The sequence below is a fragment of the Bacteroides sp. genome, assembly GCF_028690125.1.
Classification (GTDB): Bacteria; Bacteroidota; Bacteroidia; order Bacteroidales; family Bacteroidaceae; genus Bacteroides.
Genome location: NZ_JAQVBV010000040.1, coordinates 16,985 through 43,861 on the forward strand (window position 1 = coordinate 16,985; position 26,877 = coordinate 43,861).

The window sequence follows — 26,877 nt, forward strand, 5'->3', positions numbered from 1 at the left end:
AACATTTTCTATTTGAATTGGTTCTATGAGATTAAAAAACGTATCTTTGCATTACGAACAAAAAATGAATGATTGTCTTATGAATCATCTGTTACTTTGCCTGAAAAGACCTTTTATCTGGCTTTCCCGTTTCCGTCATCGTTGTGGTTATGGTGTGCATTCTCCTTTTGCTTTCAACTTGATATCAGATGTGATTTATGAAAAGCAACCTTATTATGCTTACTATTCTTTGGCATCAGAACAAAAAAAAATGTCATGTGAAATAGGATGGTACAAAGAAACACAAAAGATTAACCGCCTATTATTCCGATTGGTAAACAAGATACAACCCTCCACTATTGTAGAGGTGGGATGTCTTTCTGTAAGCTCTCTTTATCTTCAATCAGGCAAGCCTTCTGCCGAATATCTTTTTGCATCGAACTTGTCTGAACTTTTTTGGGATGCAGACGTTCCGATTGGTTTGCTGTATCTGAATGATTATCGGAGTCCCGATCTTTTAAGAGGAGTTTTTCAAGTTTGCGTGGAACGAGCTACACCTGAAAGTCTATTTATTGTTTATGGTATAGGTTACTCCAAAAAAATGAAATCGTTGTGGCAAGAGTTGAAAAATGACGAACGGGTAGGGATTACTTTTGATTTATATGATGTCGGTCTGCTCTTTTTTGATAAAACAAAAATAAAACAGCATTATATTATCAACTTCTAAGAACCTTTATACGTTACCATAATATAACAAAAATAAAATGGAAGATTATGAAAAAGAGCCTTGTATATACAAAAACCGGTGATAAAGGAACTACCAGCCTTGTTGGTGGTACTCGGGTTTCGAAAACTCATATTCGTTTGGAAGCTTATGGAACGATTGATGAATTAAATTCCCATTTGGGGTGGTTGTATACCTATTTGATGGACGAAGCTGACCGAACCTTTATTTTAGGAATCCAGCACAAGTTGTTCACTATAGGATCACACCTTGCCACTGATCAGGAAAAAATACAACTGAAGTATGCAAGCATTATTACTAAGGAAGATGTGGAACGGATCGAACAAGGAATTGATAAATTGGATGAACAGTTGCCAGCACTTTGCGCTTTTATTATACCAGGAGGCGCTCGGGCTGCTGCAGTTTGTCACGTTTGCCGTACTATTTGTCGAAGGGCCGAACGTCGTATTTTGACTTTGTCCGAAACTTGTACAATTTCGCCCGAACTTTTAGCTTTTGTGAATAGATTATCAGACTATTTATTCGTTTTATCTCGAAAAATTAATTTTAATGAACAAAATAATGAAATATTTTGGGATAATAGTTGTAAATGATAGATTTTATTATACTTTTGCGGAAAAATAGAAAAAAGAGACAATTAGTATTCACTTTTAATACTCAAGATTATGTATTGGACATTGGAATTAGCATCAAAGCTTGAAGATGCTCCCTGGCCGGCAACTAAAGACGAATTGATTGATTATGCCATGCGTTCGGGTGCTCCTCTTGAAGTTATTGAGAATCTCCAGGAAATGGAAGATGAGGGCGAAATTTATGAGAGTATCGAAGATATTTGGCCGGATTATCCTAGCAAAGAAGATTTCTTCTTTAACGAAGAAGAGTATTAATCTAAAAATTAGCACTGAACATATAAAAATACCCGATGACGGAAGAAGGTTATCGGGTATTTTTGTTTTCAGGTTATCTTAAAATATCGGCATCTGCCAGATGAAACCAACGGAAATCCGGTTGGTACTGTAGTTCTCCTGTCCCAAAACCTTAGCACGTGAGGTGAAATTATACGAACGTCCTACGTACGTTACAAAAAAATGCAGATTGGTTTCCATCGGGTAAAATTCAATACCTGCCAGATATCCCCAGGAAGTACGATAATTTCCTTTTTCTATATCATCACTAGCTTTTGTGACGGAAGCAGTCTCATACATACCTTTCACAAAAGCATTCCATTTCGGCAAGAAGCGATAATTGCATTTGGCTACTACAGAAAGATAACCGGTATTAAACGTATTGTGTCCGTTTGGACGGCCGATAATACCAGTGATTATCCCGGTGCGGTCAATATTTTCCTGTGAGTACATAAGATCGACGAAAGCATTCCATTTTCCAAGATTCAATTCGTTACCCATTGCATAGTAATAAAGGTTCTTGTTGCTAGCTTCATTCAAGAGAGAAGCAGACCAACGGGTTTTGAATACATTGTTGAAATTACCATTCCAGTTCAATGTATAGACTAACGGCATTTTTCCGGATTTTAAATCAGGAAGGTTGCCTTCCGAATCTTCTGTGATACCATAGGTTTTCTCAAAAGTATTATTGCGACTGTTTAATACCTGAAGATTTAACTGCTGGTCCGGAGTAATATTATAGGCCACATTCAAACCGGTCATAAAGTTACTCATATTTTCGATCATGTCACAATATTCATAAACATCAATAGGGTTCAAGTCAAACTCGAAACCTCCGTATGCCGTACATTGTTTTCCAGCAAAGAGGCTGAACTGATTGTTTAGCTTGATACCAACACCGGCCCAGTCAATAGAAGTTGGCAGATTGTCAATCATGCCGTTAGCATCGTTCGAACGATTCAGCCGTTGCCGATAGCGGTAAGAAAGCCAATTATTAATATTTCCCTTTGCTTCGATACGGAGTTGGTGCATATTGAAGTCTCCTTCCTGAAATCCGTCTCTGAAATGTGCATCGAAACTACCTTGCATATTAAGGAACAGATTGAACTTGTCCGATTTCTTTTTCACATCTGTCAATTCCTCGAACAGAGGAGTATTGGGTGAAAACTTTTCTTTTTTTTCAGTATTTTGGGCATATATCCCCTGTATGCTACCCGTAATGAGTAGCATAAATATGATTTTTTTCATAGGTTGGCTCAGTTTTAGTATTCGTTAAAATATTCCTGAATCTGTTTCCAATCTGTTGTTTTGGTTAATGCAAGCATTAGCAATACACGCGATTTTTGTGGATTCAATTCCTGAGAAGCCACAAATTGATATTTTGCATCATCTACTTCCGCATCGAGAGTAGTAGGTCCGGTTGGCACACGGGAAGAACGGACTACTAAGATTCCTTTTTTCCTTGCATCTGTCAGTAGTGGAAAAATGTTTTTGTGAATATTACCGTTTCCTACACCTGCATGGATGATTCCTTTGTATCCGTTGCTAAGTAAAGGAGCCACCATATCTGCTTCAATATTGGAGTAGCTATATACAATACCTACTTTGGGCAATGAGGTCAAGTGAGTAACATCGAATACAGAGTGGGTAGTATGCTTTTTCAGTGTTACTTGGTTATAGGTCACTTTCCCGTTCAGTACATAGCCCAATGCACCGGAGTTGGGAGCCTGGAAAGTTTGTACATCTACAGTGTTCATCTTAATTACACTTTGTGCTCCCAAAATAAGACCATTCATGGCAACTAATACCCCTTTGCCTTTAGATTCTTTAGCGGCAGCAGTCACTACACCGTTATAAAGGTTCAACGGACCATCTGCACTAAGTGCGGTAGAAGGACGCATAGCACCTACTACAACTACTGGCTTATCACTTTTTACAGTCAGATTTAAAAAGTAAGCGGTTTCTTCCATCGTATCCGTTCCGTGAGTGATAACAACGCCGTCAATATCCGCTCTTTTTAAAAGCTCATTGATTTTTTTGGCTAAAGTCAGCCAGACTTCATCATTCATGTCCTGCGAACCGATCTTCACGATTTGTTCGCCCGTTACGTTGGCAATGTTCTTAATCTCGGGCACAGCTTCGAGCAATGTACTGATCGCTACTTGTCCGGCAGTGTAATTGGTTCCTGTTGCCGAACTTCCTGTGCCGGCAATCGTTCCTCCGGTGGCAAGAATATGAATGTTCGGTTTCTGGGCAAATGCCATTGTTACGGAAAATAGTAGTGTGACTACTATGAGACCTAGTTTCTGGAATTGTTTCATAACTAAATAATGATGTTTAGGTTAATTATATATTAAAATACTTGTATAAAAAGTAATCCTAAAGCAATTGCCACGATGGTAGATACCAGTCCTGGCATCATGAACGAATGATTTAACACATATTTGCCGATTTTTGTTGTTCCGGTGCGGTCAAAATTGATGGCGGCTACTACGGTCGGATAGTTAGGGATAAAGAAGTATCCGTTTACGGCCGGGAATAGAGCTATCAGCATATAAGGAGAGATTCCGAGTGCAATACCTAAAGGCATCAGTGCACGAACTGTAGCAGCCTGACTATATAATAAGATAGACATGACGAATAATGCGATACCGAATAACCAAGGCATTTGCCGTACAACTCCTTCGATGGAGGAAGTAAGTTGAACCATATTGCCTTGAAGGAAAGTGTCACCCATCCAGGCAATACCGAAAATAGCAATGACGGCTTGCATTCCTGCAGGGAATACTGAACCTTGGGTGGCTTTAATTCCGTCAGTCTTGGTCAAAATAAGAATGATAGCAGCTGCGGATAACATCACTATTTCGATAATGGAAGACATTCCTAAAGTAATGATCTCACCATCAATAAGGAAGCTGGGCCGCATTCCCTCGAAGGAACCGAAAAAGACAATAAAAACTGTCGCTAGAATGAAGATAATAACGGATAGCATAGCAGAGCGCTTGTTCTTGACATCTTTTATTTCTACCTTTTTATTATTAAATAAGCCTTTTTTTACACGTTTCAGATATTCGGGATCTTCAATTAATTCTTTACCTACTTTCATGGAAAACAGAGCACCTACCAATACTCCGACAATGGTGGCAGGAATTGTAATCTTTAAAATGTCGAACAGAGTAATATCGAATCCGGTCAATAGACCCAGCAGAGCAACTGTTGCGGCAGAAATAGGACTTGCAGTAATAGCTTGTTGCGAAGCAATTACGGCAATTCCGAGCGGACGTTCCGGGCGTATTTTAGTTTCTGTTGCTACTTCGGCAATTACGGGCAATACGGAATAAGCGACATGACCCGTTCCGGCTACAAAAGTGAACAGATAAGTCACCAACGGACTGAGCAACGTCACATGTGACGGATTTTTACGAAGCAGATGTTCTGCAAGCTTCACCATGTAATCGAGCCCTCCGGCAGCTTGCATGCATGAAGCGGCTGAAATGACAGCTGCAATCATTAGCATAACGTCTATAGGCGGAGCAGTCGGCTGCAGACCGAAAATGAATGTTAATATTCCCAGACCTACACCTCCCATGACGCCGAGCCCGATACCACCGAGGCGTGCACCGATAATAATAGCTGTCAGAACAAAAGCTAATTGTAATATCATAAACTGTTATTTTAAGATTAAAGCAAATATAACTAATTTCTTCTTTAATTTTCTATCTGTTTGGAATTAACAACAAAAAAACCATTGAATAGTTTTTGCATATTTATTAAAACAATAACATCTTTGATTGGTTATTATATCAACTAACGAAAAAGTTATTGCTATAAAACAACCGATATGGAACAAAAATTATCAAAGAAAACTCGTATGGAAAGCGACTTGATTGGGAGTCGTGAAGTGCCGGAAAGTGCATTATACGGAGTACAGACACTTCGGGGAATTGAGAACTTCCGAATTAGTAAGTTTCACTTGAATGAGTATCCTTTGTTCATTCAGGCTTTGGCTATTACCAAGATGGGGGCTGCCATCGCCAACAGTGAATTGGACTTATTAACTGAAGAACAAACGGATGCTATTCTTAAAGCTTGTAAAGAAATATTGGAAGGAAAGCACCATGAACAATTCCCTGTTGATATGATTCAGGGTGGAGCAGGAACATCAACCAACATGAATGCAAATGAAGTGATAGCCAACCGTGCTTTGGAACTGATGGGACATCAGCGAGGTGAATACCAATACTGTTCTCCCAATGACCATGTGAACCGTTCGCAATCTACCAATGATGCTTATCCTACTGCTATTCACATTGGATTGTATTATACTAATTTTAAATTACTGAAACATTTCAATATCTTGATCGAATCTTTCCGGAAGAAGGGAAAAGAGTTTGCACATATCATAAAAATGGGTCGTACTCAGCTGGAAGATGCAGTACCGATGACTCTCGGTCAGACTTTCAATGGTTTTGCAAGTATCCTGGAAGATGAAGTGAAAAATCTGAATTTTGCTGCACAGGACTTTCTGACCGTCAATATGGGCGCTACGGCTATCGGGACAGGAATTACTGCCGAACCGGAGTATGCCGAAAAGTGTATTGCTGCTTTGCGTAAGATTACAGGGCTGGATATCAAACTAGCTGCCGATCTTATCGGTGCTACTTCGGATACTTCTTGTATGATCGGTTATTCTTCAGCGATGAGGCGGGTAGCAGTCAAGATGAATAAAATATGCAATGACCTGCGTTTGCTGGCGTCCGGTCCACGTTGCGGATTGGGTGAAATTAATCTGCCTGCTATGCAACCGGGTTCTTCCATTATGCCCGGAAAAGTCAATCCGGTAATTCCTGAAGTAATGAATCAAATTTCTTATAAGGTAATTGGAAATGACCTTTGTGTTGCTCTGAGCGGTGAGGCTGCGCAGATGGAACTCAATGCAATGGAACCGGTGATGGCACAATGTTGCTTCGAATCCGCTGATTTGTTGATGAATGGCTTCGACACTTTGCGAACATTATGTATCGACGGTATTACTGCCAATGAAGAAACCTGCAGGCGAAATGTACATAACAGTATCGGAGTAGTAACAGCATTGAATCCGGTCATTGGCTATAAGAATTCGACAAAGATAGCAAAGGAAGCTTTGGAGACGGGGAAAGGAGTTTATGAACTTGTCTTGGAACATAATATACTTTCTAAGAAGGATTTGGATACCATACTGAAACCGGAAAATATGATTAAACCAGTGAAGTTGGATATTCATCCGAACCAAGAATAAATAGTAGGTGGTAACATAATCATGGAGAAAAGAATCGCAGGAGAATTTGATTTTTATATCGACTCCGGCGATTCTTTTGTTATTTCTCAATCATAAAGGAACAATTGCCAATTCATTTAGAGAAATAGCTATTGACCTTTTCTCCGTAAAGGGATAACTTTGTACCATCAACGTGAATCAATTTTTAAAAGATATAGATATGAAAGATTTTGATGTTATCATTATTGGCTTCGGTAAAGGAGGAAAGACGCTTGCCGCTGAGTTTGCAAAACGTGCAAAGAATGTGGCTATCGTTGAACGTTCCGAGAAAATGTACGGAGGTACGTGTATTAATATCGGATGTATTCCGACTAAAACATTAGTGCATCAGGCAAAAATAGCTTCCGGTATGAAGGGACTGACTTTTGACGAAAAAAGTGATTTTTTCCGTCAGGCTATTTCTTTAAAAGAAGATGTAATAAGTATGCTTCGAAATAAGAACTTTCATAATTTGGCAGATTATCCAAATGTGACTATCTATACAGGTATGGGTTCTTTCATCTCTCCGAATCTGGTTTCTGTCCGTACAGCTACAGATGAAATGATATTGAATGCAGACCAGATTATTATCAATACAGGAGCGGAAACAATTATTCCTCCTATTGAAGGAATTGCTAATAATCCATTTGTATATACTAGTACCTCACTTATGGAACAGACTGCTCTTCCTCGTCATTTGGGCATTGTAGGTGGCGGTTATATAGGATTGGAGTTTGCATCGATGTTTGCTTCCTTTGGTTCACAAGTGACAGTTCTTGAAGGATACTCGGAATTGATTTCCCGCGAAGACCGTGATATTGCTGCCTGTGTGCGGGAGACATTGGAAAAGAAAGGGGTCGTTTTTCGTTTGAATGCGAAAGTACAATCTGTGAAGCATACAGAGCGAAAAGCCATTGTAACTTTTGGGGATTCTTTGACAAACGAAGTGTTTGAGCTTGAAGCTGATGCCGTTCTTTTGGCTACTGGGCGTCGTCCTAATACCGAAGGGCTTAATTTACAAGCTGCCGGGGTAGAGGTAGACACACGCGGAACCATCATCGTGGATGAATATCTCAAAACGACGAATCCTGCTATACGTGCGGTAGGTGATGTGAAAGGTGGACTGCAGTTTACTTATATTTCTTTGGATGACTATCGTATTATACGTGAAGATTTGTATGGCGATAAGAAGCGGAGGGTAACAGATCGTAATCCTGTTAGTTACTCGGTATTTATTGATCCTCCATTGTCACGTATTGGGATTAATGAGGATGAAGCACGCAAACAAAATTTGGATGTTGTCATTAAAAAACTATCTGTAATGGCCATTCCGAGAGCGAAAACATTGGGTGAAACGGACGGGCTGCTTAAAGCTATTATTGATAAGAAAAATGGAATGATATTAGGGGTTACTTTATTTGCTCCCGACTCCAGTGAAGTTATTAATACGGTTGCTATTGCAATGAAGACAAAACAGAATTACACTTTCTTGCGTGACTTTATATATACTCATCCCAGCATGAGTGAAGCACTCAATGATTTATTTGCCTGAAACAGGTTGTCTCGGGTGTACATCTGAGAATTACCGAGACGTACTTCTGGGAATGTCTCATATGTACATCTAGGGAAAGTAGATTTTACTAAAGCCATTAAATTCTCTTATGTCATTTTAAATGGATTATATAGTAAGCTAATGTATGGTTTAAGCTTGTTGTGCGAACAAAAAATAATAATTTGTGTTTAATTTATTATAAGATGTGTATCTTTGTATCGAATTATAAACACGTAAATTTATGAAAAAGATTTTTAGTGCTTTACTGATTGCCGTATGTATAGGTATGGCAATACCTGCCCAGGGTCAAATACATTTTGGTGTTAAGGGTGGCCTGAACTTGTCAAAAGCTAGTTTCTCTGATATGGGTGCGAACTTTAAGAAGGATAACTTTACCGGCTTCTTTATCGGTCCGATGGCAGAGTTCAATATTCCGATTGTAGGTTTGGGAGTGGATGCTGCTTTGTTATTTGCTCAAAGAGGTATCAAGGCTAATGATACTACGATCAAGCAGAACGGACTTGATATTCCGGTTAATTTGAAATATAATATTGGTTTAGGCAGTTTATTTGGAATTTATTTTGCTGCCGGACCGGACTTTTATTTCGATTTTGCAAAGGATAAAACTTTTGCAGATGCTAAAGTAGACAAAAGAAAGGCAGAAGTTGGAATCAATGTCGGTGCAGGTGTGAAGTTATTAAAACATTTGCAGGTGGGAGCGAATTACAATATCCCGTTAGGTGATACAGCCAAACTGAAAGAAGATGGTAGTGAGTCTGGATCTTATAAAACTAAGACTTGGCAAGTTTCCATTGCTTATATTTTCTAATGAACTATCCTTAATCTGATAAGAATTAGAAGCTTCCGACTTTCGGAAGCTTTTTTTTTTTATCTTTGTCGCAGCAATGAACAAATATGTAGATGTAATATTACCGCTCCCGCTCCCGAAATGCTTTACATATGCGCTCCCGGATGAATTTGCGGAAGAAGTGAAGATAGGCTGTCGGGTTATTGTGTCCTTTGGACGGAAGAAGTATTATACGGCTGTTGTCCGTAATGTACATTATTCTGCCCCGACAGAATATGAAGTAAAAGAAATATCTGCATTGCTGGATGCCTCTCCTATCTTATTGCCGGCTCAATTTAAATTCTGGGAGTGGATAGCAGATTATTATCTCTGTACACAAGGAGATGTTTATAAGGCGGCACTTCCTTCCGGTCTAAAGTTGGAAAGTGAAACTATCGTAGAGTATAATCCCGATTTTGAGGCAGATGTACCATTATCAGAACGGGAACAAAAAATATTGAATTTACTTTCTGCCGATTCCCAGCAATGTGTCACAAAATTGGAGAAGGAAAGCGGACTAAAAAATATTCTTACTGTTATTAAATCCCTCCTTGATAAAGAAGCGATTTTTGTGAAAGAGGAGTTACGGCGCACCTATAAGCCCAAGACAGAAGCAAGAGTGCGATTGGCTGGAGTAGCAGATGAGAGGCGGCTCCATATTCTTTTTGATATCCTTTCACGTGCTCCGAAGCAATTGGCATTATTGATGAAATATGTCGAGTGCTCGGGTATTCTGGGTAAAGAAAAGCCGAAGGAAGTTTCTAAAAAGGAACTTTTACAACGGGCTGGCGTCTCACCTTCTATTCTGAACGGACTGGTAGAAAAGAATATATTTGAAATTTATTTTCATGAGATTGGCCGGTTGAAACGGCGATTAGATGCTATGGGGGAATTAAATCCTCTGAATGAATTCCAGCAGCGGGCGTATGATGAAATCACACAATGTTTTCAGGAAAAGAATGTTTGTTTGCTTCATGGAGTTACCTCCAGTGGAAAAACTGAAGTATATATTCATCTGATAGAAGAAACCATTCGTCAGGGAAAGCAAGTGCTTTATCTTTTGCCTGAAATAGCATTAACCACTCAAATAACGGAACGTTTGCAAAGAGTGTTCGGTTCTCGTTTGGGAATTTATCATTCTAAGTTTCCGGATGCTGAACGGGTAGAAATCTGGCAGAAACAACTGGGAGAAAAAGGATATGATATTATTTTAGGAGTCCGTTCTTCTATTTTCCTTCCTTTCCGGAATCTTGGACTGGTTATTGTGGATGAAGAACATGAGAATACCTATAAGCAGCAAGATCCTGCGCCTCGTTATCATGCGCGTAGTGCTGCCATTGTATTGGCGGCGATGTATGGTGCTAAAACACTTCTGGGCACAGCTACTCCCTCTATTGAAACATGGAAAAATGCGATTTCTGGGAAATTTGGCTTCATACAATTGAAAGAGAGATATAAAGAGATTCAGCTGCCGGAAATTATTCCGGTTGATATAAAAGAACTTCATCGTAAGAAACGGATGGTCGGGCAATTCTCTCCGTTGTTGATACAATATATGAAAGAAGCTCTGGAACAGAAAGAACAAGTAATCCTTTTCCAAAACCGGCGTGGATTTGCACCCATGGTAGAATGTCGTACTTGCGGGTGGGTGCCGAAATGTAAGAACTGCGATGTGAGCCTGACTTACCATAAAGGAATCAACCAGCTTACCTGCCACTATTGTGGGTATACTTATCAACTCCCTAAAGCCTGTCCTGCTTGTGAAGGAACAGAATTGGTGAATCGTGGTTTCGGAACAGAAAAAATAGAAGATGACATTAAAGTTATTTTTCCTAAGGCGGCTGTAGCGCGGATGGATCTGGATACAACCCGTACCCGTTCGGCATATGAAAGGATTATTGCGGACTTTGAACAAGGAAAAACTGATATACTAATTGGAACACAAATGGTTTCAAAAGGGTTGGACTTTGACCATGTGAGTGTGGTAGGTATATTAAATGCCGACACTATGCTGAATTATCCTGATTTTCGCTCCTACGAACGTGCTTTTCAATTAATGGCACAAGTTGCCGGGCGTGCCGGACGTAAGAACAAACGAGGAAGGGTAGTGTTACAAACGAAAAGTATCGATCATCCAATTATTCATCAAGTTATCAGTAATGATTATGAACAGATGGTGAATGGGCAGTTGGCAGAACGCCAGATGTTCCATTACCCACCTTATTACCGGTTGGTCTATGTCTATCTGAAAAACCACAATGAATCGCTTTTAGATCAGATGGCTTCTGTGATGGCTGATAAACTACGAACTGTATTTGGTAATCGGGTGTTGGGACCGGATAAACCTCCTGTAGCCCGGATTCAGACGTTGTTTATTAAAAAGATAGTGGTCAAGATTGAACATAATGCCTCAATGGGACGTACGCGAGAATTGCTGTTGCACATTCAACGGGAAATGATAGAGGACGAAAGGTATAAATCATTGCTTATTTATTATGATATGGACCCTATGTAAAATTATATAATTACTTTAAATTTATTTACTATGACACGATTTACTATTCTTTGTCTGATGGGACTATTCAGCACTAGTATGTTGTTTGCCCAGAATGGGGTGACTCAAGGTGGAACACCTACCGGTCAGCCTCCTTATCCTCTAAAAAATTATCAGGAATTACCTGATCCGGCTGCTCCTTCTGCAGAAGAATGGGTATCCGTTTCTACTCCCAACAGTTCGTGGGGTAGTACAGACTACCGATATGCAAAACATATGGTCCCTTCGAAGGGATTACAGAAAATTTCTGTTTTACAGGGATGGCGAGGTGAACGGGTTAATGCACAAGCAATAGTATGGACAGGTGAAGATATCCAGAATCTAAATCTTGTTTTTACAGGTTTCAAGACTTCGAAAGGTGCTGTACTTCCAACTGGTAGTTTTACTGCTTCTTTTTTGCGTTATGTCATGACGGATCAGTTAAATAAGGATGGTAAAGGAGGCTGTGGAAACAGACCGGATCATTCTCTCTTTGATTCCTTACTGGTAGCAGATATGATTGATTCAGACCTGAAAAGTATGAAACTTTCGGCTCGCACTACTCAGCCGGTCTGGGTACAATGCTGGATTCCTCGATCTGCTACACCGGGTGTATATAAAGGTGATTTATTGGTAAAGGATGGAGAGAAGTTGATTGCTCGTCTGCCTATAGAAGTCAAAGTATCTTCACGGGAGCTCCCTCAGCCTTCGGAATGGACGTATCATCTTGATTTGTGGCAAAATCCTTTTGCAGTAGCTCGTTATTATCAAGTTCCACTTTGGAGCCAGGCACATCTTGATGCAATGCGTCCTTTGATGAAGATGCTCGCAGATGCCGGACAAAAGATCATTACTGCTTCTATTATGCACAAACCTTGGAATGGTCAGACAGAAGACTATTTTGAATCAATGGTGACTTGGTTGAAGCGTGCAGATGGCACATGGACTTTTGACTATACGGTTTTTGATCGTTGGGTCGAATTTATGATGAGTGTAGGTATCAATAAACAGATCAATTGTTATTCTATGGTTCCTTGGAAATTATCTTTCCAGTATTTTGAACAGGCAACAAATTCTTTGCAGTTTATAACGACTGCTCCGGGAGAACCTGCTTATGAAGAAATGTGGGTTGCTATGCTTACTTCATTTGCTAAACATTTGAAAGAAAAAGGCTGGTTCGATATTTGTACGATTGCTATGGATGAAAGGCCGATGGAAGTGATGCAGAAAACATTGAAGGTGATTCGTAAAGCTGATCCTGATTTCAAAGTTTCATTGGCGGGAAATTATCATGCACAAATTGAAAAGGATTTATATGACTACTGTATTGCTATCGGACAAGATTTCCCTGAAGGTGTACGTACACGCCGTGTGGCAGAAAATAAGCGTACTACATACTATACTTGCTGCTCGGAAGCACATCCTAATACATTTACTTTCTCTGATCCGGCTGAGGCTGTCTGGATTAGTTTTTATTCTTCAAAGAAACATTTAGACGGATATTTGCGTTGGGCATATAACAGTTGGCCATTGGAACCGTTGTTCGATTCCCGTTTCCGTAGTTGGGCAGGTGGAGATACTTATCTGGTATATCCGGGTGCTCGTAGTTGTCTTCGTTTTGAACGTTTGATTGAAGGTATCCAGGCTCACGAGAAAATTAGTATTCTTCGTCGGGAGTTCAAGGAAAAAGGAAATGAGGCAGGATTAAGAAAAATAGAGAAAATATTAGCTCCGTTCAATCTTGGAGATATGCCGGAAATTCCGGCTGCAACAACTGTGAACCGGGCGAATAGCATATTAAATTCTTTATAATAAAGAAAAGAAAGGATATAATGGTAAAGATTTTGTTCGTGTGTTTAGGAAATATATGTCGCAGTTCTACGGCAGAAGGAGTGATGCTTCATATCATTAAGGAGGAGGGATTGGAAAAGGAGTTTTTGATCGATTCTGCAGGAATTCTTTCCTATCATCAAGGAGAACTGCCCGACAGTCGAATGCGTGTTCACGCTGCTCGTCGAGGATATCAGCTGGTACATCGCTCCCGTCCGGTGCGCACAGAAGATTTTTATCATTTCGATTTGATTATCGGTATGGATGATCTTAACATCGATGATTTGAAAGACAAAGCTCCTTCTCCGGAAGAGTGTAAGAAGATTCACCGTATGACCGATTATTGCACACAAATTTTAACTGAGCACGTACCCGATCCTTATTATGGCGAAGCCGAAGGCTTCGAGTATGTGCTCGATATACTTGAAGATGCTTGTGCAGGTCTGCTTACTTCTTTAACTCAGGATAACTGATCCGGGTATGATAAGCAATCTTTAGTTTTTCTTTAAATACAGCTTTAACGATCGCTATATCTTTGAAAGTGATCGGACATTCTTTGAAATAACCTTCAGCAACCTGGGAATCGATAATCTTATCAACCAGGTTGCTGATACTTTCTTCTGTATATTCAGGCAGACTACGGGAAGCTGCTTCTACTGCATCTGCCATCATCAGGATTGCTTGTTCTTTTGTAAACGGATTAGGTCCCGGATAAGTAAACAACTCTTCGTCCGGCTCTTCACCTGGATGCTCGTTTTTCCAGGAGATATAGAAAAACTTTGTTTTTCCACGTCCATGATGAGTGCTGATAAAGTCTTTAATTACTTTAGGCAGATTATGTTTGTCCGCTAATTTCAATCCATCTGTTACATGATTGATAACCACTTGTGAGCTTTGTTCGTGGCTCAGATTTTTGTGCGGATTGATACTTCCGGATTGGTTCTCGGTAAAGAAAACCGGATTCTCCATTTTGCCGATATCATGATATAAGGCACCTGTACGAACCAATTGACTTTTAGCTCCAATTCGTATAGCAGCTTCCGCGGCGAGGTTGGCTACTTGCATAGAATGCTGGAAAGTTCCGGGAACAGTTTCCGACATCTGGCGAAGAAGATCGTTGTTGATGTTCGAAAGTTCTATCAAAGTGACATTGGAGGTAAATCCGAATGTTTTTTCGAGTATGAATAATAAAGGATAAGCAAAAAGTAAAAGGATGCCATTGATTATGAAATAGGTGTACATACGTACATTTAGTTTCGAGAAGTCATTAGAAAGGTCGTTTTCTGTCATGAGTTCGAAGGCGAAATAGATAGTGGCATAAGTGAGTATCACTAATACTGCCGTACGAAAAAGTTGGGACCTTTGGGAAAGTTCCCGCAAACTAAATATGGCGATTAGTCCGGCTGCCAACTGAGTCAAAATGAACTCATGGGGGAAGCGGAGCGATATGGAGCAAAGAAGTATGGTGACTGTATGGGTTATGAAAGCGGTACGTGAATCGAGGAATACGCGAATGATAATCGGTAACATCGCATAAGGGATGACGTACACGTTTGATAGATTATGTGACACCATAAAGGCTGTAACTATGTTATAAAATACGATTAGCGTAAATAGCAGTGACAGGCTTCCTTTAAGTTGATAGTAGTCTTTTCGGAATAGATCAAGATAAAGCATAAAGCACATGATCAGCATGCCGACGAATAAAATCTGTCCTCCCAGTATCAGACGGTTTTGTCCGATCGATTCATTCCGTTTGATTGATTCTTTCCGTAATGATTCGAGGATATTATATGTTTCCGGACTAATCATTTCTCCGCGATCGACAATCTTTTGTCCGCTTACCACAAGCCCGTTTGCCCATGGATAATTACTTAAAATTTCCTTTTGGGCTGCTTCGGTTCGTTGCTGATCGAAAATAAGGTTCGGGGTGATGTATTCATTTAAAGCACATTGGCGCAGAATATCCTGCTTTAAATGAAGGGAGTCTGCTGTCACTAGTAAATGTTCATAGGCTTTCTTTACTGTATAAAGTTGATCGGTGGCCTTTGGATTGGCAAGCTTGTCATCAATGACCATGATGGAAGCAGTACTGTCCTTTAGGAGTTCATCCATATTTTCCGTCGATACAATTCCGGATTGATAGATTTCTTTCAGCATCCGTTCGATGTATCGTAAATAATCTGTGGAAGGAAGGATACCTTTCAAATTGGCATGGTAATTCTCTTTCAGTTTACTCAACGCATCCTTCTCAATTGCTTTGTTAAGCTCATAATAAGGTTGAAAAGAAGCCATCAGGCTATCTTGTTCCCGCTTCACTGTTGCCTCCTCTTTATATATAGGAAAGTTGAAAGTAGCTATTAACTGCCCATATTTCCAGGGCTTATTTATATCGAACTGATAGTTAAATTTTCCATCGCGTGGCAGGAAATAAACAATTAATGCTACAGTCCCTACAAATAGCAGGGCTTTATAGAGCAAATCTCTCCAAGAGAAGCTTTTTTTCTTCTTTAGATGTTCCATAACAGTTGAAATTTTGGCGAAAAGTACAAAAAAAAACAATAGTGTGGAAAAAAAGATTTAATTTTGCCGTGATTTACCTATACTAACCCAAATTATGGCAGAAAGAAAAGTAAGAGTTCGTTTTGCTCCAAGTCCAACAGGAGCATTGCACATCGGTGGTGTGCGTACAGCTTTATATAATTATTTATTTGCACGCCAACATGGCGGAGACATGATTTTCCGTATCGAAGATACTGATTCTAACCGTTTTGTGCCTGGTGCAGAAAAGTATATACTTGAATCTTTTAAGTGGTTGGGTATTCACTTTGACGAAGGGGTAAGCTTCGGAGGTGAACGCGGTCCGTACCGCCAGTCCGAACGTCGTGATATTTATAAGAAATATGTACAGATGTTGTTAGATTGTGGAAAAGCATACATTGCTTTCGATACTCCTGAAGAATTGGATGCTAAACGTGAAGAGATAGCTAACTTTCAATATGATGCGTCTACCCGTGGCATGATGCGCAATTCACTGACTTTGACGAAAGAGGAAGTGGATGCTCTGATTGCAGAAGGTAAGCAATATGTGGTTCGTTTTAAGATTGAACCGAATGAGGATGTACACGTAAATGACTTGATTCGTGGCGAAGTAATTATTAATTCATCTATATTGGATGATAAAGTTCTTTATAAGTCGGCGGATGAACTGCCTACCTATCATCTGGCAAATATCGTAGACGATCATTTGATGGAAGTGTCTCATGTGATTCGTGGGGAAGAATGGCTGCCTTCCGCTCCGCTGCACATTTTATTGTATCGTGCTTTTGCTTGGGAAGATACGATGCCCCAGTTCGCTCACTTGCCATTGCTGCTGAAGCCGGAAGGAAATGGTAAATTGAGTAAGCGTGATGGTGACCGTTTAGGCTTCCCGGTATTCCCGTTGGAATGGCATGATCCGAAATCCGGAGAAATTTCTTCGGGTTATCGTGAATCCGGCTATTTGCCTGAGGCGGTGATTAATTTCCTAGCTTTACTGGGTTGGAATCCGGGCAACGACCAGGAAGTGATGTCGATGGATGAATTGATTCAATTGTTTGATCTTCACCGTTGCAGTAAGTCGGGAGCTAAGTTTGATTATAAAAAAGGGATCTGGTTCAATCATCAATATATTCAGCAGAAATCAAATGAGGAAATTGCCGAGTTATTCTTACCTATGTTGGAAGAACATGGTATAGAAGTTCCTCTCGAAAAGGTAGTTACGGTTGTCAGCATGATGAAAGATCGTGTTAGTTTCGTTAAAGAATTGTGGGATGTTTGCAGCTTCTTCTTTGTTGCACCTACTGAATATGATGAAAAAACGGTAAAGAAACGCTGGAAAGAGGATTCGGCTAAATGTATGACCGAACTGGCGGAAGTGATTGCCGGAATTGAAGATTTTAGTATTGAAGGTCAGGAAAAAGTGGTCATGGACTGGATTGCGGAAAAGGAATATCACACAGGTAATATTATGAATGCTTTCCGTTTAACACTGGTTGGTGAAGGAAAAGGTCCGCATATGTTCGATATTTCCTGGGTATTGGGTAAGGAAGAAACATTGGCTCGTATGAAACGTGCCGTAGAGATACTGAAGTAAAACAATACTATGCTTTACAACCTGGCAATAGTCATTTATGACTTTCTGGTCCATTTAGCTGCACCATTTAGCCGTAAGCCTCGAAAGATGATGAAGGGGCACTGGGTGGTATATGAGCTTTTGCGTCAGCAAGTAGAAAAAGGGGAACGGTATATTTGGTTTCATGCTGCTTCATTGGGGGAATTTGAACAGGGACGTCCGTTAATTGAAATGATTCGGGTAAAACATCCGGGATATAAGATTTTGCTGACATTCTTTTCTCCATCCGGTTATGAAGTTCGTAAGCATTATAGGGGTGCCGATATTGTCTGTTACTTGCCGTTCGATAAACCGAGAAATGTGAAGAAATTCCTAGATATTGCGAGTCCGTGTATGGCTTTCTTTATCAAATATGAATTCTGGAAAAATTATCTGGATGAGCTTCATAAACGCCGTATCCCAGTATATAGTATTTCTTCTATTTTTCGTCGCGATCAGATTTTCTTTAAATGGTATGGTGGAACTTACCGGAATGTATTAAAAGATTTCGATCACTTGTTTGTGCAAAATGAAGCTTCTAAACGTTACTTGTCGAGAATTGGTATCGGACGGGTTACTGTAGCAGGGGATACTCGCTTTGACCGGGTATTACAGATCCGTCAGGAAGCCAAAGATCTTCCGTTGGTAGAGAATTTCAAGGGAAATAACTCTTTTACTTTTGTTGCAGGAAGTTCGTGGGGACCGGATGAAGATATATTCCTTGAATATTTCAACTTGCATCCGGAAATGAAATTGATTATTGCTCCACACGTGATTGAGGAAAATCATCTGGTAGAGATAATCAGTAAGTTGAAACGTCCTTATGTACGTTATACACGTGCTAATGAGAAAAATGTGTTGAAAGCGGATTGTCTGATCATCGACTGTTTCGGGCTGCTTTCTTCTATATATCGTTATGGCGAAATTGCCTATATTGGAGGTGGCTTCGGAGTTGGTATTCATAATACGTTAGAAGCAGCTGTCTATGGTATTCCCGTCATTTTTGGTCCAAAGTATCAGAAGTTTATGGAGGCAATTCATTTACTCGGAGCAAAAGGGGCTTATTCCATTAAAGACTATGAAGAATTAAAAAATCTTTTGGATCATTTCCAGACTGATGAAGAATTTTTGCATGAAACGGGAAAAAATGCAGGTGATTATGTGATTGACAATTCCGGAGCAACGGAAAAGATTATGCACATGATTAACTTTTAAGAGTTGAATACAAGCGTTTTTTTGTTTTGCTTAGTGATAGTATAGAAGCTAAAATGTTTATGCAAGTTAAATGTAGAGTTACATTAGCGTTAAAGACATTTATAAATTGAAAAGCAAGTTATATGGATGTATTTCATTATAACTTGCTCAATTTATAATAAACTAGATGTAATGATAGGCCATCTATAAAATGATGTGTATATAAGTTTACTTTTTCTTTTTTATTCAATTATCTTCGATTCATCCTTGACTTTCACATTTTTTTATTTATAAGTGTTTGAGTCTGAAGGGATCTTTTTTATCGGTTTTTACCAATTCAAACAATAGCATTACGAAAAAGGGATATGCTAATGGAGGAAAAGAAATATGCTAATAAATGACAATATTTTCTTTTTATAAGTATAGTTTCGGCAATGGGTGAAGAATATAAAGTTCACCCTGTATCAACTTATTCAGTACACTACAAGGAGAACTGGTGATGACCGAACCGTTTTATTCTTCTTTATACCATTGAGAATACATCAGATAGTTGTGAGCAATTTTCTGATTTAATTCTTTAGCTTGTTCCGAGTCTACCTTTTTGATGAATTTAGCAGGCACTCCTCCCCAGATACTTCCCGGTTCGATAATTGTATTACTTAATACCAAAGAACCTGCGGCAACAATGGCTCCTTCTCCAACTACAGCATGGTCAAGGATTGTTGATCCCATCCCGACTAAAGCATAATCTTTGATGCTAGCTCCATGAATGGTAACATTATGTCCTACCGATACATGGTCACCAATCTCAAGAGCCGATTTTTCATATAAAGTATGAAGTACCGTTCCGTCCTGTATATTAACTCCGTTTCCAATGCGGATCGAATTTACATCTCCACGTAGCACAGTGCTGAACCATATGCTGCAATCATTCCCTATTTTTACATCACCTATTATAGTTGCGTTATCTGCCAGAAAGCAGTTATCACCAATTTCAGGAGTGAATCCTCTTACTGATTTTATTAATGCCATATTAAATCTTATTTATTGAGTTGTTTATATTGATGAGATTTACACTTAAAGTTTTATTAGAGAAATTTGAATGAGCACATTGCTAAATTGAACAGGTTGCTTCTTTGAGCCAGTTTTTTTCTTCTTCATTCAAATCTAATGAAAGCATTTCATAAACTTTTTGATGATATTCATTTAGCCAATTGATTTCGTATGGTGAAAGAAGTTCTTTGATAATCCCTTTTTTACAAATAGGGCAAAGAGTGATAGTTTCAAATTTGAAGTATTCCCCGAACATTCCATCTTGATCTTTGCAGACGAGAGTTAAATTTTCTGTACGTATACCATGGCTACCTGCTTTATAAACTCCTGGTTCATTGGACGTAATCATTCCGGGCTGTAATGTTGCCGGATTTTCATTCATTCGAATACTTTGAGGACCCTCATGTACGCTTAGGAAATGCCCGACGCCGTGTCCTGTTCCGTGTAAAAAGTTCATTCCGTAACTCCAGATAGGCATTCGGGCCAGTACGTCAAGTTGTGCGCCACGAGTTCCTGCCGGGAATTTTGCCATAGCCAATGCAATATGCCCTTTTAATATTAAGGTATAATCTATTTTTTCTTCCTCTGTCAAATCTCCCAGAGCAATGGTCCGGGTAATGTCAGTCGTTCCATCCAGATATTGGGCCCCTGAATCTAAAAGTAGAAAACCTTTAGACAGAAGAGTTGCATTACTTTCAAGAGTAGCGGAATAGTGCACAATGGCTCCATGTTCCTTATATCCTGCAATAGTATCGAAACTTTCTCCCATATAAAGCGGTTGGGCTGCCCGGAATTCATGGAGTTTTTTGTCAATGCTTAATTCGGTTTCCTTTCCTGAGGGAACGGCTTGCTCCAGCCATTTCAGGAATTTCACCAATGCTACTCCATCTCTTTGCATGGCAGTATGGATGCCAGCAATTTCTTGGTCATTACGAATCGCTTTCAGCATTCCAACCGGTGATTCACCGCGAATGATCGAACATTGGGGATGGATGGCTGAATAAATAGCATAATTTGTTTTTCGAGGATCAATAAGAAGATTTTTTCCAGTAAAGAAATTCAAAAAAGTTTCAACCTCATTGTAGTTTCGGAGGCTGATATGTTCTTCTTTTAAATATTCTTCCAGATTTTTGGTAACCTTTTCTGGTGAAATAAAATAAACGATCTCGTTTTGAGTAATCAATAGGTAACTTATAACAACCGGATTGCAATGTACATCACTACCTCTCAGGTTAAGAACCCATGCAATTTCATCAAGAGCTGATAGAAACAAAGCTTCGATTCCTTGTTTTTTTAACTCGGCACGAAGAATCTCTACTTTTTCTTCACAACTTCTACCTGCATATTGGAGTTCATAGACAAAGGCTGGTGCTTCGGGCATGGCTGGGCGATCTTTCCAGATATAATTCATGGGGTCGTCAGACATATTCAACTGCAGATTATGAGTAGCAAGGTCTTTCTTTATTTGTTCTACTTGCAGTACGGAAAACATTTTGCCATCAATACCAACTGATTCTCCTGGCTTTAAATTGGTGCATAAATAATCGGTGATGCTAGGAGTTTCAGATAACATTTCTTTGAATAAAGTGATGCCGCTACCTTTTAGTTCCTGAGCGGCCTGAAGGAAATATCGGGAATCAGTCCATAACCCAGCTTGGTCTTCTAAAACGACCACCGTCCCGGCAGAACCTGTGAAACCGGAAATCCATTCGCGTGATTCCCAATGGGGGGCGACATACTCACTTAAATGAGGATCGGTACTTGGAATAATGAAAGCCTTTATATGGCTAGGTTTAAACGTCATTCGTAATGCGTGTATCCGTTCTTTTATATTTTCTTTCATACATTATTATATTATTAGATGCATAAGTAATCTCAAAGGTAATAACTTTCCATGGTTAATAGCTTGTTTATGAATAGTTTTTGAGAAATATTTGCTGAAAGTTTTGTGAATAAAGAAACTATGTGTAATTTTGCGGCGCAATTTGACTGCAGAAAATTTTAACCATAACATATTTAATAATAAAAAAATGATTGTAGTACCTGTAAAAGAAGGCGAAAACATTGAAAAAGCGCTGAAGAAGTTTAAAAGAAAATTTGAGAAAACTGGCATTGTAAAAGAGTTGAGAAGTAGGCAACAGTTTGATAAACCGTCTGTAACTAAAAGGCTTAAGAAAGAACGTGCAGTTTACGTACAAAAACTTCAGCAAGTAGAAGATTAATAATTCGTAAATTCCTTTGAATTATTGAATTCTTTTCATACATTCGTTGCACGATTTTAGATGTAGCGATATTATGTTAATAAAATCTTTTCTTGATTATCTCCGGTATGAACGGAATTATTCTGATAAAACCATACTTGCGTATGGTGAGGATATAAAGCAGCTACAGGGGTTTGCTCAGGAAGAGTACGGAAAGTTTGATCCGCTGGAAGTGGGAAGTGAACTGATTCGTGAATGGATTGTTTCATTAATGGATCAGGGGTATACATCTACTTCTGTAAACCGTAAGCTAAGTTCGCTCCGGTCCTTTTATAAGCATCTTTTAAGACAAGGAGAAGTGACTGTGGATCCGTTACGTAAAATAACTGGACCTAAAAACAAAAAACCGTTGCCTGTTTTCCTGAAGGAAAGTGAAATGAATAAATTGTTGGATGACACGGATTTTGGCGAAGGTTTTAAAGGATATCGGGACCATTTGATTATTGAAATGTTTTATGCTACGGGTATGAGACTTTCGGAGTTGATTGGTTTGAATGATAAGGATGTGGATTTTTCGGCTTCTCTTTTGAAAGTGACTGGGAAAAGAAATAAGCAGAGGTTAATACCGTTCGGTGACGAACTTCGAGAACTGATGCTGGAGTATATTAATGTAAGAAACGGGACAGTCCTGAAAAGCTCGGACGCTTTTTTTATTAGAGAAAACGGTGAAAGGCTTTATAAAAACTTAGTCTATAATTTAGTGAAACGGAACTTGTCAAAGGTGGCGACGTTGAAAAAAAGGAGTCCTCACGTGTTGAGGCATACTTTTGCTACCACAATGCTAAATAATGATGCAGAATTGGGTGCAGTAAAAGAACTTTTGGGCCATGAGAGTCTTGCGACTACCGAGATTTATACGCATGCCACATTTGAAGAACTTAAAAAAGTGTATAAACAAGCCCATCCAAGGGCTTAAAAAAAAGAGGAGGTAAGTATGGATATTAGAATTCAATCAATTCACTTTGATGCGTCAGAGCAATTGCAAGCATTTATTCAAAAGAAAGTGTCTAAGTTGGAGAAATATTACGAAGATATAAAGAAAGTAGAGGTGTCATTAAAGGTAATTAAACCAGAGACTGCTGCTAATAAAGAAGCAGGCATTAAAATATTAATCCCAAACGGGGAGTTTTATGCTAGTAAAGTGTGTGATACATTTGAGGAAGCGATAGACTTAAATGTGGAAGCACTCGAAAAACAACTGGTTAAGTACAAGGAAAAACAACGTAGTAAATAAAAAAATCGCAAATATTTTGCGGAAAAGAAATAAATAACTAAATTTGCAGCCGTTTCGCTCGCATTAGAACGTGACGGTTGCTTTTTTTAGCTAAAATGCCTCTTTAGCTCAGTTGGCCAGAGCACGTGATTTGTAATCTCGGGGTCGTTGGTTCGAATCCGACAAGAGGCTCAAGGAAAGATGAAAGTCAATCCGACTCGCTTAGCGAGAAAGTCAGGACTAAAATATGAAGGGTGAATTATCCAAAGAGGAACATTTTTTTTGAAGTATTGTTCGCTTTATATTCTTAATTTTTCATTATTGGTTCTTACATATTTAGAAGGGCAAATACCAGAGTGGCCAAATGGGGCAGACTGTAAATCTGCTGGCTTACGCCTTCGGTGGTTCGAATCCATCTTTGCCCACAAATAGAGTGACAACTTTGGCAAGAATGCGGAAGTAGCTCAGTTGATAGAGCATTAGCCTTCCAAGCTGAGGGTCGCGGGTTTGAGTCCCGTCTTCCGCTCTTTTTTTCTTGCTGTTATAGCTCAGCGGTAGAGCACTTCCTTGGTAAGGAAGAGGTCCCGGGTTCAAATCCCGGTAACAGCTCATAAAGATGTAAATGCTGATTATTAATCAAATAAATAACAAGTAAAGCTATGGCTAAAGAGAAATTTGAACGTACCAAACCGCACGTAAACATTGGTACAATCGGTCACGTAGACCACGGTAAGACAACGTTGACAGCTGCTATCACTACTGTGTTGGCGAAAAAAGGTCTTTCTGAATTGCGTTCTTTCGATTCTATCGATAACGCTCCTGAAGAAAAAGAAAGAGGTATTACTATTAATACTTCACACGTTGAGTATCAAACAGCTAACCGTCACTACGCACACGTTGACTGTCCGGGACACGCCGACTATGTAAAGAACATGGTAACTGGTGCTGCTCAGATGGATGGTGCTATCATCGTTTGTGCTGCAACTGATGGTCCGATGCCTCAGACTCGCGAACATATCCTGTTGGCTCGTCAGGTAAACGTACCTCGTCTGGTTGTATTCTTGAACAAGTGTGATATGGTTGATGATGCTGAAATGTTGGAACTTGTTGAGATGGAAATGAGAGAACTTCTTTCATTTTATGATTTCGATGGTGACAATACTCCTATCATTCAGGGTTCTGCTCTTGGCGCACTGAACGGTGTTGAAAAATGGGAAGACAAAGTTATGGAACTGATGGATGCAGTTGATACTTGGATTCCACTTCCTCCGCGTGATGTTGATAAACCTTTCTTGATGCCGGTTGAAGATGTGTTCTCTATCACAGGTCGTGGTACTGTAGCAACTGGACGTATCGAAACAGGTATTATCCATGTAGGTGACGAAATTGAGGTTCTTGGTTTAGGTGAGGATAAGAAATCAGTGGTAACTGGTGTTGAAATGTTCCGTAAACTGTTGGATCAAGGTGAGGCTGGTGATAACGTAGGTTTGTTATTGCGTGGTATTGATAAAAATGAAATCAGACGTGGTATGGTTCTTTGTAAACCAGGTCAGATTAAACCGCACTCTAGATTCAAAGCTGAGGTTTATATCCTGAAGAAAGAAGAAGGTGGTCGTCATACTCCGTTCCACAACAAATATCGTCCTCAGTTCTATTTGCGTACTATGGACTGTACAGGTGAAATTACTTTGCCGGAAGGAACTGAAATGGTAATGCCGGGTGATAACGTAACTATTACTGTAGAGTTGATCTATCCAGTAGCACTGAACCCAGGTCTTCGTTTCGCTATCCGCGAGGGTGGACGTACTGTAGGTGCTGGTCAGATTACTGAAATTCTTGACTAATACAAAATAAATTAATCAGTTCCCGGTTTCGACAGGGAACTGATTATGTACACACGGGAGTAGCTCAGTTGGTAGAGCACCGGTCTCCAAAACCGGGTGTCGGGAGTTCGAGTCTCTCCTCCCGTGCTAATATTATTGAAATGAAAAAGGTAATAACTTATATCAAAGAATCTTACGACGAACTTGTTCATAAGGTATCGTGGCCTACGTATTCTGAACTTGCTAACAGTGCAGTAGTTGTTTTATATGCTTCCCTGCTTATTGCATTGGTAGTATGGGGTATGGATGTCTGTTTCCAGAACTTCATGGAAAAAATTGTTTATCCACATTAAAAAAATAGGAATTGAAAATGGCTGAGGTAGAAAAGAAATGGTACGTTCTGCGTGCTATTAGTGGAAAAGAAGCTAAGGTGAAAGAGTATCTTGAAGCTGATATTAAAAACAGTGACCTTGGTGAATATGTATCTCAGGTATTGATTCCTACTGAAAAGGTTTACCAGGTTCGCAATGGTAAAAAAATTGTGAAGGAAAGAAGTTATCTTCCTGGTTATGTCTTAATCGAGGCTGCTTTGGTTGGTGAGGTCGCTCACCACTTGCGCAATACTCCGAATGTGATAGGCTTTTTAGGTGGTTCCGAAAAACCGGTTCCCCTTAGACAATCAGAAGTGAATCGTATACTTGGTACAGTAGACGAACTACAGGAAACGGGTGAAGAACTCAATATTCCTTATGTAGTAGGTGAGACTGTGAAAGTTACTTTTGGACCTTTCAGCGGATTCAGTGGTATCATTGAAGAAGTGAATAGCGAAAAAAAGAAACTAAAGGTCATGGTGAAGATATTCGGGCGCAAAACGCCGCTTGAATTAGGCTTTATGCAAGTGGAAAAGGAATAACACAGAATTGTTACGCTGTTGTTGTTTTTCGTTTAATGTTTATATATAAATCAAAAAAAAATGGCTAAAGAAGTTGCTGGACTAATCAAATTACAGATTAAAGGAGGCGCTGCAAATCCATCACCTCCCGTTGGACCTGCTTTGGGTTCTAAGGGTATCAATATCATGGAATTTTGCAAGCAATTCAATGCCAGAACCCAAGACAAGGCAGGTAAGATTTTGCCTGTTATCATTACTTACTACGCAGATAAGTCTTTCGATTTTGTAATCAAGACTCCTCCCGTTGCTATTCAATTACTTGAAGTGGCTAAGGTAAAGAGTGGTTCTGCTGAGCCTAACCGTAAGAAAGTTGCTGAGCTTACTTGGGAACAGATTCGTACGATCGCTCAGGACAAAATGGTAGACTTGAACTGTTTTACTGTGGAAGCTGCTATGAGAATGGTTGCAGGTACGGCTAGAAGTATGGGTATCGCTGTAAAAGGGGAGTTCCCGGTTAATAATTAATAAACTTCAATTGTAATGGGTAAACTGACAAAAAATCAAAAGTTAGCTGCAGAAAAAATTGAAGCAGGGAAGGCAT

Annotated in this window: 24 protein-coding genes and 5 tRNA genes; 23 read left to right on the forward strand and 6 right to left on the reverse strand. The window is 39.5% G+C overall.

Features of this window, described 5'->3' with window-relative positions; genetic code table 11:
- The first annotated feature begins 79 nt into the window (after positions 1-79).
- The 3 genes from PHO71_RS20420 (at position 80) to PHO71_RS20430 (ending at position 1,611) form a co-directional block, all read left to right on the forward strand.
- Complete coding sequence (locus tag PHO71_RS20420; protein WP_300206948.1) at positions 80-706, forward strand: hypothetical protein; 627 nt, start codon at positions 80-82, stop codon at positions 704-706.
- A 47-nt stretch (positions 707-753) separates the two neighbouring features.
- Entirely contained in the window at positions 754-1,317 is a 564-nt protein-coding gene (locus PHO71_RS20425) for a cob(I)yrinic acid a,c-diamide adenosyltransferase (RefSeq protein ID WP_300206904.1), read from the forward strand.
- 72 nt (positions 1,318-1,389) lie between these two features.
- Positions 1,390-1,611, forward strand: a complete 222-nt coding sequence (locus tag PHO71_RS20430; protein WP_002558131.1) for a DUF2795 domain-containing protein — start codon at positions 1,390-1,392, stop codon at positions 1,609-1,611.
- A gap of 78 nt (positions 1,612-1,689) precedes the next feature.
- Here the strand turns inward: PHO71_RS20430 and PHO71_RS20435 are convergent, their stop codons facing one another.
- Genes PHO71_RS20435 through PHO71_RS20445 form a run of 3 tightly spaced genes read right to left on the reverse strand, consistent with a single transcriptional unit; the run spans position 1,690 to position 5,293 of the window.
- Entirely contained in the window at positions 1,690-2,877 is a 1,188-nt protein-coding gene (locus PHO71_RS20435; protein ID WP_300206908.1) for a porin, read from the reverse strand.
- Between the two features lie 14 nt (positions 2,878-2,891).
- Complete coding sequence (gene ansB / locus PHO71_RS20440) at positions 2,892-3,950, reverse strand: L-asparaginase 2 (protein ID WP_300206910.1); 1,059 nt, start codon at positions 3,948-3,950, stop codon at positions 2,892-2,894.
- A 32-nt stretch (positions 3,951-3,982) separates the two neighbouring features.
- Entirely contained in the window at positions 3,983-5,293 is a 1,311-nt protein-coding gene (locus PHO71_RS20445) for an anaerobic C4-dicarboxylate transporter family protein (protein WP_300206911.1), read from the reverse strand.
- A 177-nt stretch (positions 5,294-5,470) separates the two neighbouring features.
- Here PHO71_RS20445 and PHO71_RS20450 point away from each other — a divergent pair, with 177 nt between their 5' ends.
- The 6 genes from PHO71_RS20450 (at position 5,471) to PHO71_RS20475 (ending at position 14,160) form a co-directional block, all read left to right on the forward strand.
- Positions 5,471-6,907, forward strand: coding sequence for an aspartate ammonia-lyase (locus tag PHO71_RS20450; RefSeq protein WP_300206913.1), 1,437 nt, complete (start codon positions 5,471-5,473; stop codon positions 6,905-6,907).
- Between the two features lie 199 nt (positions 6,908-7,106).
- On the forward strand, positions 7,107-8,477 hold the full coding sequence (locus tag PHO71_RS20455; RefSeq protein ID WP_300206915.1) for an FAD-dependent oxidoreductase: 1,371 nt from the start codon (positions 7,107-7,109) through the stop codon (positions 8,475-8,477).
- A gap of 241 nt (positions 8,478-8,718) precedes the next feature.
- On the forward strand, positions 8,719-9,306 hold the full coding sequence (locus PHO71_RS20460; protein WP_300206917.1) for a porin family protein: 588 nt from the start codon (positions 8,719-8,721) through the stop codon (positions 9,304-9,306).
- A gap of 76 nt (positions 9,307-9,382) precedes the next feature.
- Positions 9,383-11,839, forward strand: a complete 2,457-nt coding sequence (gene priA / locus PHO71_RS20465) for a primosomal protein N' (RefSeq protein ID WP_300206919.1) — start codon at positions 9,383-9,385, stop codon at positions 11,837-11,839.
- Positions 11,840-11,869: 30 nt separating this feature from the next.
- Complete coding sequence (locus PHO71_RS20470) at positions 11,870-13,669, forward strand: DUF4091 domain-containing protein (protein ID WP_300206920.1); 1,800 nt, start codon at positions 11,870-11,872, stop codon at positions 13,667-13,669.
- A 20-nt stretch (positions 13,670-13,689) separates the two neighbouring features.
- Positions 13,690-14,160, forward strand: a complete 471-nt coding sequence (locus tag PHO71_RS20475; protein WP_300206922.1) for a low molecular weight protein-tyrosine-phosphatase — start codon at positions 13,690-13,692, stop codon at positions 14,158-14,160.
- Here PHO71_RS20475 and PHO71_RS20480 read toward each other — a convergent pair.
- A complete protein-coding gene (locus PHO71_RS20480; RefSeq protein WP_300206924.1) occupies positions 14,135-16,210 on the reverse strand; it encodes an HDIG domain-containing metalloprotein in 2,076 nt (691 codons plus the stop codon). The genes PHO71_RS20475 and PHO71_RS20480 overlap by 26 nt on opposite strands.
- Before the next feature lie 94 nt (positions 16,211-16,304).
- Between PHO71_RS20480 and gltX the strand changes: the two genes are divergently transcribed.
- Positions 16,305-17,822, forward strand: a complete 1,518-nt coding sequence (gene gltX / locus PHO71_RS20485) for a glutamate--tRNA ligase (RefSeq protein ID WP_300206926.1) — start codon at positions 16,305-16,307, stop codon at positions 17,820-17,822.
- A gap of 9 nt (positions 17,823-17,831) precedes the next feature.
- The gene (locus PHO71_RS20490) at positions 17,832-19,055 is read left to right on the forward strand and encodes a glycosyltransferase N-terminal domain-containing protein (RefSeq protein WP_300206928.1); all 1,224 of its coding nucleotides are present in this window, start codon (positions 17,832-17,834) and stop codon (positions 19,053-19,055) included.
- Positions 19,056-19,547: 492 nt separating this feature from the next.
- Here PHO71_RS20490 and PHO71_RS20495 read toward each other — a convergent pair whose 3' ends face one another.
- Both PHO71_RS20495 and PHO71_RS20500 read right to left on the reverse strand, forming a co-directional pair.
- A complete protein-coding gene (locus PHO71_RS20495) occupies positions 19,548-20,066 on the reverse strand; it encodes a gamma carbonic anhydrase family protein (protein ID WP_300206930.1) in 519 nt (172 codons plus the stop codon).
- An 82-nt stretch (positions 20,067-20,148) separates the two neighbouring features.
- On the reverse strand, positions 20,149-21,930 hold the full coding sequence (locus tag PHO71_RS20500) for an aminopeptidase P family protein (RefSeq protein WP_300206933.1): 1,782 nt from the start codon (positions 21,928-21,930) through the stop codon (positions 20,149-20,151).
- A gap of 187 nt (positions 21,931-22,117) precedes the next feature.
- On the opposite strand from PHO71_RS20500, the gene rpsU reads away from it, so the two are divergent.
- From rpsU to rplK, 12 genes are all read left to right on the forward strand, one after another.
- Positions 22,118-22,309, forward strand: coding sequence for a 30S ribosomal protein S21 (gene rpsU / locus PHO71_RS20505; RefSeq protein WP_005782152.1), 192 nt, complete (start codon positions 22,118-22,120; stop codon positions 22,307-22,309).
- 73 nt (positions 22,310-22,382) lie between these two features.
- Positions 22,383-23,264 (forward strand): tyrosine recombinase XerC, encoded by an 882-nt coding sequence (gene xerC, locus PHO71_RS20510; protein WP_300206935.1) that lies wholly within the window; start codon positions 22,383-22,385, stop codon positions 23,262-23,264.
- A gap of 18 nt (positions 23,265-23,282) precedes the next feature.
- A complete protein-coding gene (gene raiA / locus PHO71_RS20515) occupies positions 23,283-23,582 on the forward strand; it encodes a ribosome-associated translation inhibitor RaiA (protein WP_300206938.1) in 300 nt (99 codons plus the stop codon).
- 97 nt (positions 23,583-23,679) lie between these two features.
- Positions 23,680-23,753 (forward strand) — tRNA-Thr (locus PHO71_RS20520).
- A 150-nt stretch (positions 23,754-23,903) separates the two neighbouring features.
- A tRNA-Tyr gene (locus PHO71_RS20525) sits at positions 23,904-23,986 on the forward strand.
- Between the two features lie 28 nt (positions 23,987-24,014).
- Positions 24,015-24,087, forward strand: a tRNA-Gly gene (locus tag PHO71_RS20530).
- 11 nt (positions 24,088-24,098) lie between these two features.
- Positions 24,099-24,170 (forward strand) — tRNA-Thr (locus PHO71_RS20535).
- Between the two features lie 50 nt (positions 24,171-24,220).
- A complete protein-coding gene (gene tuf, locus PHO71_RS20540) occupies positions 24,221-25,405 on the forward strand; it encodes an elongation factor Tu (protein WP_300206941.1) in 1,185 nt (394 codons plus the stop codon).
- A 53-nt stretch (positions 25,406-25,458) separates the two neighbouring features.
- A tRNA-Trp gene (locus tag PHO71_RS20545) sits at positions 25,459-25,531 on the forward strand.
- 14 nt (positions 25,532-25,545) lie between these two features.
- The gene (secE, locus tag PHO71_RS20550) at positions 25,546-25,737 is read left to right on the forward strand and encodes a preprotein translocase subunit SecE (RefSeq protein WP_025075469.1); all 192 of its coding nucleotides are present in this window, start codon (positions 25,546-25,548) and stop codon (positions 25,735-25,737) included.
- A gap of 17 nt (positions 25,738-25,754) precedes the next feature.
- Positions 25,755-26,297: a transcription termination/antitermination protein NusG gene (gene nusG, locus PHO71_RS20555; RefSeq protein WP_300206945.1), complete on the forward strand. Its 543-nt coding sequence runs from the start codon at positions 25,755-25,757 to the stop codon at positions 26,295-26,297.
- Positions 26,298-26,357: 60 nt separating this feature from the next.
- A complete protein-coding gene (gene rplK, locus PHO71_RS20560) occupies positions 26,358-26,801 on the forward strand; it encodes a 50S ribosomal protein L11 (protein ID WP_004307548.1) in 444 nt (147 codons plus the stop codon).
- Positions 26,802-26,877: the final 76 nt, after the last annotated feature.

Bases quoted from the DNA above. Each gene is read 5' to 3' on its own strand.
- PHO71_RS20420 (WP_300206948.1), top strand. From the start codon at position 80: ATGAATCATCTGTTACTTTGCCTGAAAAGACCTTTTATCTGGCTTTCC.
- PHO71_RS20455 (WP_300206915.1), top strand. From the start codon at position 7,107: ATGAAAGATTTTGATGTTATCATTATTGGCTTCGGTAAAGGAGGAAAG.
- PHO71_RS20460 (WP_300206917.1), top strand. From the start codon at position 8,719: ATGAAAAAGATTTTTAGTGCTTTACTGATTGCCGTATGTATAGGTATG.
- PHO71_RS20480 (WP_300206924.1), bottom strand. From the start codon at position 16,210: ATGGAACATCTAAAGAAGAAAAAAAGCTTCTCTTGGAGAGATTTGCTC.
- PHO71_RS20470 (WP_300206920.1), top strand. From the start codon at position 11,870: ATGACACGATTTACTATTCTTTGTCTGATGGGACTATTCAGCACTAGT.
- PHO71_RS20445 (WP_300206911.1), bottom strand. From the start codon at position 5,293: ATGATATTACAATTAGCTTTTGTTCTGACAGCTATTATTATCGGTGCA.
- ansB (WP_300206910.1), bottom strand. From the start codon at position 3,950: ATGAAACAATTCCAGAAACTAGGTCTCATAGTAGTCACACTACTATTT.
- PHO71_RS20475 (WP_300206922.1), top strand. From the start codon at position 13,690: ATGGTAAAGATTTTGTTCGTGTGTTTAGGAAATATATGTCGCAGTTCT.
- gltX (WP_300206926.1), top strand. From the start codon at position 16,305: ATGGCAGAAAGAAAAGTAAGAGTTCGTTTTGCTCCAAGTCCAACAGGA.
- xerC (WP_300206935.1), top strand. From the start codon at position 22,383: ATGTTAATAAAATCTTTTCTTGATTATCTCCGGTATGAACGGAATTAT.
- PHO71_RS20495 (WP_300206930.1), bottom strand. From the start codon at position 20,066: ATGGCATTAATAAAATCAGTAAGAGGATTCACTCCTGAAATTGGTGAT.
- tuf (WP_300206941.1), top strand. From the start codon at position 24,221: ATGGCTAAAGAGAAATTTGAACGTACCAAACCGCACGTAAACATTGGT.
- rplK (WP_004307548.1), top strand. From the start codon at position 26,358: ATGGCTAAAGAAGTTGCTGGACTAATCAAATTACAGATTAAAGGAGGC.
- PHO71_RS20425 (WP_300206904.1), top strand. From the start codon at position 754: ATGAAAAAGAGCCTTGTATATACAAAAACCGGTGATAAAGGAACTACC.
- priA (WP_300206919.1), top strand. From the start codon at position 9,383: ATGAACAAATATGTAGATGTAATATTACCGCTCCCGCTCCCGAAATGC.
- secE (WP_025075469.1), top strand. From the start codon at position 25,546: ATGAAAAAGGTAATAACTTATATCAAAGAATCTTACGACGAACTTGTT.
- PHO71_RS20490 (WP_300206928.1), top strand. From the start codon at position 17,832: ATGCTTTACAACCTGGCAATAGTCATTTATGACTTTCTGGTCCATTTA.
- nusG (WP_300206945.1), top strand. From the start codon at position 25,755: ATGGCTGAGGTAGAAAAGAAATGGTACGTTCTGCGTGCTATTAGTGGA.
- PHO71_RS20435 (WP_300206908.1), bottom strand. From the start codon at position 2,877: ATGAAAAAAATCATATTTATGCTACTCATTACGGGTAGCATACAGGGG.
- PHO71_RS20450 (WP_300206913.1), top strand. From the start codon at position 5,471: ATGGAACAAAAATTATCAAAGAAAACTCGTATGGAAAGCGACTTGATT.
- PHO71_RS20500 (WP_300206933.1), bottom strand. From the start codon at position 21,930: ATGAAAGAAAATATAAAAGAACGGATACACGCATTACGAATGACGTTT.
- raiA (WP_300206938.1), top strand. From the start codon at position 23,283: ATGGATATTAGAATTCAATCAATTCACTTTGATGCGTCAGAGCAATTG.
- PHO71_RS20430 (WP_002558131.1), top strand. From the start codon at position 1,390: ATGTATTGGACATTGGAATTAGCATCAAAGCTTGAAGATGCTCCCTGG.
- rpsU (WP_005782152.1), top strand. From the start codon at position 22,118: ATGATTGTAGTACCTGTAAAAGAAGGCGAAAACATTGAAAAAGCGCTG.